Source organism: Streptomyces sp. NRRL WC-3549 (genome assembly GCF_000721935.1).
In the GTDB taxonomy this organism is placed as follows: domain Bacteria; phylum Actinomycetota; class Actinomycetes; order Streptomycetales; family Streptomycetaceae; genus Streptomyces.
This window is the reverse complement of record NZ_KL585407.1, coordinates 22132-28469: the sequence shown is the minus strand read 5'-3', so window position 1 is coordinate 28469 and position 6338 is coordinate 22132. Positions and strand designations below refer to the sequence as shown.

Annotated in this window: 6 protein-coding genes and 1 pseudogene; 6 read left to right on the top strand and 1 reads right to left on the bottom strand. The window is 73.0% G+C overall.

Features of this window, described 5'->3' with window-relative positions:
• Window positions 1-17: 17 nt before the first annotated feature.
• Window positions 18-290: pseudogene (locus IH13_RS0119190) on the top strand (substrate-binding domain-containing protein); the annotation flags it as partial.
• 357 nt (window positions 291-647) lie between these two features.
• Here IH13_RS0119190 and IH13_RS0119185 read toward each other — a convergent pair.
• On the bottom strand, window positions 648-1310 hold the full coding sequence (locus tag IH13_RS0119185; protein ID WP_031086064.1) for an IclR family transcriptional regulator: 663 nt from the start codon (window positions 1308-1310) through the stop codon (window positions 648-650).
• 211 nt (window positions 1311-1521) lie between these two features.
• On the opposite strand from IH13_RS0119185, the gene IH13_RS0119180 reads away from it, so the two are divergent.
• From IH13_RS0119180 to IH13_RS0119160, 5 genes are all read left to right on the top strand, one after another.
• On the top strand, window positions 1522-1974 hold the full coding sequence (locus tag IH13_RS0119180; protein ID WP_031086060.1) for a nuclear transport factor 2 family protein: 453 nt from the start codon (window positions 1522-1524) through the stop codon (window positions 1972-1974).
• Between the two features lie 390 nt (window positions 1975-2364).
• Window positions 2365-3216, top strand: a complete 852-nt coding sequence (locus IH13_RS0119175) for an SDR family NAD(P)-dependent oxidoreductase (RefSeq protein WP_031086059.1) — start codon at window positions 2365-2367, stop codon at window positions 3214-3216.
• Window positions 3209-4057, top strand: coding sequence for an SDR family NAD(P)-dependent oxidoreductase (locus IH13_RS0119170; RefSeq protein ID WP_051835876.1), 849 nt, complete (start codon window positions 3209-3211; stop codon window positions 4055-4057). The genes IH13_RS0119175 and IH13_RS0119170 overlap by 8 nt, the downstream gene beginning before the upstream one ends.
• Window positions 4057-5478 (top strand): FAD-dependent oxidoreductase, encoded by a 1422-nt coding sequence (locus IH13_RS0119165; protein WP_031086057.1) that lies wholly within the window; start codon window positions 4057-4059, stop codon window positions 5476-5478. Before IH13_RS0119170 ends, IH13_RS0119165 begins: the two co-directional genes overlap by 1 nt.
• Window positions 5479-5528: 50 nt before the next feature.
• A partial coding sequence (locus tag IH13_RS0119160) for an MFS transporter (protein WP_031086055.1) occupies window positions 5529-6338 on the top strand: 810 nt, incomplete at its 3' end.

Here is a 6338-nt window from a genome sequence, read left to right as displayed (position 1 = left end):
GATGTGTATAAGAGACAGACCTCCAGGCGCTCGGCGTGTACGAGGCCGCGCGCGAACTGGGTCTGCGCATCCCACAGGACCTCAGCGTCGTCGGCTTCGACGACCTGCCGGTCACCCGCTGGATCGGTCCGCCGCTCACCACGGTGCGCCAGCCGCTCATCGAGATGGCCGAGACGGCGGCCCGCCTGGTGCTCGACCTCGGCCGGGGCAAGCAGCCCGCGACGACCCGGGTCGACCTGGCGACCAGCCTGGTGGTGCGCAGCAGTACGGCTCCGCCGGCCGCGCGCTGACCCCGGCGGCCGACGGCCCCGCGGCCCGTCGGTATCGCCGCCGCGGTCCCGCGGGGGCCGGGGCCGCCCCCGCGCCGGCGCGTCCGCCCACGGGCTGCCACCCCGGCGCCCGCCGCCTCGCGGAGGCCGCATCACGGAGGTGCCCGGCGCCGTTCGCGCGGCTTCTTCGCGCACCTCGTACGGTGCGACCGGGCGAGCCGCAGGGCCCGCCCGAACGGCGCGACACGGGACAGCGGCCCGGGGACGGGAACGACCGGCGGTTCGCACGCGCCCCGCGCCGTGCAACTCCGCACCGCCGCCGCGGCCCCGCCCCTCCCCCGCGCCTCAGGCTCACGCCTCCGGCGAGGAGCCGGCCGCTCAGCCCAGCAGTGCTCCCAGACGGTTCGCGGCATCCGCGACCGTGGCGCCGAGGTCGTCGATGCGGGTGGGCTCGAACACCGATACGCCGATGCTGGTGGTCGCTTCACCGCCCCGGGCCGGGACGGCCGCGGAGACACCGATGACGGCGGGGATGACCTCGCCCATGGTGACGGCGTAGCCCCGGGCGCGGGCCTCGGTGACCTCGGCGCGCTCCCCCTCCACGGGCGGGCCCTGCGCGAGCAGGGCGAGACCGCCGGAGCCCTCTTCGATGGAATGGGTGTGCCCGGGCCGGAAGGACACGTGGACGAGGGCGCCGCGCGGCTCCACGACCATCAGTGCGCGCACCTCGGACGCTCCCTCGCGGACGAGCAGGTGGGTGGTGGCCCGGGTGACGTCGGCCAGTTCGTCCAGGATGGGGCGGGCCAGGGTGCGCAGGTCCTGCTGGACGGGTTCGGCGAGGGTGACCAGGCCGGTCCCGAGGACGATCCGGCGCTGGGAGTCACGGCGGCACAACTGGTGCGCCTCCAGGGTCCTCACCAGCCGGTGCGCGACCGTGCGATGGACCCCGATCCGGACGGCGAGCTCGCTGACGGTCAGACCTCCAGGGTGTTCCGAGAGGACTTTGAGGATCAACAGCCCGTGATGGAGCGTCTTCGACATGCCGGTGTCGACGGCGATGTCGGACACAGGCGGGCTCTGGGCTGATCGGTTCATGAAATCCATCCCTTGACGGGCTTCGCGGAGCCTGCATAAGCTCACATTAGTCGCACAGCTAGTGCGATTATCGCACGCAATTCTGTGGGGGACAACCCACGCACCGGCCGATCGGGACAGCGGCCGACGCGGGATCATGTGCCGAAGGGACACTCCCATGAACCTCTCCACGCCGGCCTTTCTCGACGGCACCCGGCTGGCCGAGATCCAGCAGCTCTACCACCTTCAAAGTCATCTGATCGACGGCGGTCACGCCGCGGACTGGGCCGCCACCTTCACCCCCGGTGCCACCTTCGATTCACCCAGCTATCCGGCACCGGTGACCGGCACCGCCGCACTCACCGCGTTCGCCGAGCAGTTCACGGCCGCCTGCCGGGCCGAGGACGTGGTACGGCGCCACGCGATCGGCACCGTCGCCGTCACCGGCGGCGACGGTGCCGGGGCCCTCCGCGTGGAGTCGTACCTGCAGATCATCGCGACCCCCCGCGGCGGAACCCCGCGCACCGAACGGTTCACCACCCTCACGGACCGTGTCGTGCGCGACGGTGACCGGTGGCTGATCGCCACCCGCACCGTCCGCCGTGACGACCGCCCCGGCACCGACAGCTGACTCCGTCCGCACGGACACCTCCCCCATGGGTCCGCACGGACCTCGGCCGGCCGGTTCGGCCACCCCGAGCCGGCCCGCTCCGCATCGCCGCCCGTCCGGACCGGCCCTCCCCCGCCGCGTCCTTCGCACGCCGCCCGCCCCGAGCCTCACCGGCACGGGCCCGTGCGGCGGCGCCGAACCGGACTCCGGGCCCGCCCTACCCCCGGGCCTCACCCCGGCCCTCCTTCTCGCTCTCCCCCTCCGCAACCGTTCCCGTGACGGCCGCCGCCCCGTGCCCGTGTCCCGCCCCTCGGGGACGCGTGTCCGGGCCGTGCGCGGTCGACGCGGCACGGCGCCCCCGTCGCGCCACGTCGCGCGCGGTGACACTCCGACAAGCAAGGACCAGCACTGATGAACGACATCGCAACCCCGCAGGCGGCCGACGCCGAGAACCCCGGCCGGGTCGACCACCGGCGGCCCTGCGTCCAGTACCCCGAACTGGCCGGCGGCACCGCGGTGGTCACCGGCGCCGGGCGCGGCATGGGCGCCGTGTTCGCCGAGGGCCTGGCCCTGCGCGGGGTGAACGTGGTCGCCGCCGACATCGACCTCGACGCGATGAAGCGGACCGCCGAGGAGATCAACGCCCAGGCGGACGTGCTGCCCGAGGGCGGCCGGCGGGGCCGGGTCGTCCCGGCAGCCGTCGACGTGGTGGACCCGGAAGGCCACGAGGCGTTGGCGCAGCTGGCCCTCGGCGAGTTCGGCCGTCTCGACCACTGGGTGAACAACGCGGGTATCTTCCCGCACGCCTTCGCGCAGGACATCTCCCCCGAGCAGATCGACTCGGTACTGAAGGTGAACGTGCAGGGGGTGCTGTTCGGCGCGCAGGCCGCCGCCCGGCACATGGGCCCCGGCGGCTCCATCGTGAACATGTCGTCGGTCTCCGCTCTGCGGGTGCGCAAGGGGCGCGGCGCCTACTGCACCTCGAAGGCGGCGGTGGCGCACCTCACCGAGTCGCTCGCGGTGGAGTACGGCGACCAGGGCCTGCGGGTCAACTCGATCGCCCCCGGTTACATCGACACCGAGATGACCCGCTGGGTGCGCGAGGACCCGGCCGCGCTCCGGCACGCCCTGGACAGCGTGCCGCTGCACCGCCTCGGCTCCCCGCAGGAGGTGCTCGGCGTACTGCTGTTCCTGCTCTCCGACAGCGCCCGCTACGTGACCGGGCACAGCATCGCCGTGGACGGCGGTTCGCGCCATGTCTGAGCCGGACCACGCCGCCTCCCTCCCGGACCGGCCCGGCGAGGGCCACGGCCCGGCGGAGCACTCCGAGACCGTGCGCTACCCGTCGGTCGTGCTCATCACCGGCGCGGCGGCCGGGATGGGCGCCGAGCACGCCCGCGCCCTGGCCCGTCGCGGCAGCCACGTCCACCTGGCCGACGTCGCCGACTGCGCCCCCCTCGTACGGGAGATCACCGAGGCCGGCGGCCGGGCCACCGGGCACGCCCTCGACGTCACCGACCGGGCCGGCTGGCGGCGCGTCGTGGACGCCGTGCGGGCGGCGGACGGCCGGCTCGGCGGACTGGTCAACAACGCGGGCATGTCCCGTCGGCTGCGCTTCATGGACACCACCGAGGAGGTGTGGGAGCGGGTGATGCGCGTCAATCTCTTCGGCCCGTTCCACGGCATCCAGGCCGTGGCGCCCCTGATGCGGGACAGCGGCGGCGGCTCCATCGTCAACATCTCCTCCGTCTCGGGGCAGATCGGCTACTTCTCGCCCTCGTACTCCGCCGCCAAGTGGGGGCTCACCGGGCTGTCGAAGTCCGCGGCCGGCGAGCTGGCCGCCTGGAACATCCGGGTCAACTCCGTGCACCCAGGCCTGGTCTCCACCGGTCTGCTCGCCGGGTCCGACGGCTTCGTGGAGTCCGCGCGGCGCAGTATCCCGGCCGGCCGGCTGGGGGAGCCGCGCGAGATCACCGACGCCGTGCTGTTCCTGCTCGGCGACCGCAGTGCCTACATGACCGGCACCGAGGTCACCCTGGACGGCGGTCTGGTCTCCAACGGGCTCTACCACCGCATTCTCGACGACGCCGAAGGAGCTCTGTGATGACCGATCTCGACGCGCTGGACGTAATCGTGGTGGGCGGCGGCGGTGCCGGTCTGGCCGCCGCGGTCAGCGCGGCCGAACAGGGGGCGCAGGTCCTGCTGTTCGAGTCCGAGCGTGAGCTGGGCGGCTCCACGCAGCTGTCCGCCGGTCTCTTCACGGCGGCCGGCACCAGCGTGCAGCGCGGTCTGGGCGTCGAGGACACCGCCGAGCGGTACTTCCAGCATTACATGGACCTCAACCAGTGGCTGCTGAAGCCGGGCCTGATCCGGGCCTTCTGCACCGCCGCCGGGCCCACCCTGGAGTGGTTGCTGGACCTCGGCCTGGACGTTCCCGCGGCCATCTCGCCGGACGCCCACACACCGGGCCTGTGCCGGGCCGGGGTGGAGGACGTCTGGCGCGGCCACGTGCCGCGTGACCAGGGGTACGGCCTGGTACAGGTACTCGACCGGGCGCGCCGCGAGCGCGGGGTCCAGGCCGTGCTCGACACCCGGGTGGAGAGGCTGCTGTTCGAGGACGGCCGGGTCACCGGCGTCGTCGCCGACGGCATCGAGGTGCGGGCCGGTGCGGTGGTCGTCGCCAGCGGCGGGTTCGCCCAGGACCCCGGGCTGCTCGACCGGTACTACCCGGCCGCGCGGGAGGCCGGTGACTCGCTGTTCGTGGTGGCGGCCCCGGGCAGCCGGGGCGACCACCTGGCCTTCGCCGAGCAGACCGGCAGCTCGCTGGCCGGGCACGGCTGGGGCCTGATGCTGCCCACCGCCTACTTCCAGCGCCACCACCACTGGCAGGCCGGGTTCCCGCCGAAGTCCCGGGTCTACGTCAACTTCGCCGGGCGCCGGTTCATGGACGAGGACGCGTCCTATGCCGTCTCCGGCGGCCTGATCCTGGCGCAGGACGGGCCCGTGTGGGCGGTGTTCGACGAGAAGGCCCGGCTGGCGCTGCCGACCGGGTACACGGACTGGACCCCCGCACGGGTGGCCGAGGAGGCGCGGGCGGGCCGGACACTGCGTGCCGGCTCCCTGGCCGGTCTCGCCGCCGCCATGGACGTACCGGACGACGCGCTCACCGCGACCGTCGCCCGGTGGAACGCACAGCTCGCCGCGGACGGCACCGACCCGGAGTTCCTGCGCGAGGAGTCCCTCGCCGCGAAGGGATCGCCCGGGGCGCCCGACCCGATCGCGACCGGGCCGTTCTACGCGGCCCGGGTGCTCCCCGCCGAACTGGTGTGCACCCACACCGGTCTGGAGATCGACCACGAGGCCGCCGTGCTGGACCGCACGGGCGCCGTGATCCCCGGGCTGTTCGCCGCCGGTGAGGCGGGCGGCGGCGTGCTCGGCATGCGCTATGTCGGGGGCGGCAACGCGGTTGCCAACGCCCTCACCCTGGGACGCGTCGCCGGCCGCACGGCTGCCGGCGCCCGCTGACGCCCCTCTTCCGCCTGCGGGCACCCCTCTCATCATCCTTAGGAGCCGTCATGGGAGCGCACCTCGACGCCGAGGGCAGCGACATCGGCAGAAGGACGATCCGCAAGGTCTCGTACCGGATCTTCCCGATCATCCTGCTGCTGTACGTGTTCAACTACATGGACAGGTCCAACATCAGCTATGCCCAGCTGGGCATGGGCGAGGAACTGGGCATCACGACGGCCATGTTCGGCAGTGTCGCGGCGATCTTCTTCCTGGCCTACGTGGGCCTCGAAGTGCCGAGCAACATCATGCTGAAGAAGGTCGGGGCCCGGCTGTGGCTGGCCCGGATCGCCATCAGCTGGGGCCTGGTGACCGTGGTCACCGGGTTCGTCGAGAGCGTCACACACCTGTACATCGCGCGGATCGCCCTGGGCATCGCGGAGGCCGGCCTCTTCCCCGGCCTGCTGCTGTACCTGACGTTCTGGTACCGGGGCAAGGAGCGGGGCCGGGCCATCGCGACCCTGGCGCTGGCCCAGCCGATCGCGATGATCCTCGGCAGCCTGACCGGCGGCTGGATCCTGGACCACGCCCACTGGATGGACCTGAGCAGCTGGCGCTGGGTGTTCATCCTCCAGGGCGCACCCGCGGTGCTGATCGGCCTGGTCACCCTGGTCTGGCTGCCCGACCGGCCGTCCGACGCGCGCTTCCTCGACTCCGACGAGCGCGCCTGGCTGGAGTCGGAGATCAACAAGGAGTACGACTCCGACGGCTCGCAGAAGGAGACCGTCAAGGAGCAGCTGCGGGCGCTCAAGAACCGCAGGGTGCTCTACATGGCGGTCGCCAACTTCTTCGCCGCCTGCGGTCTCTACGGCTTCTCG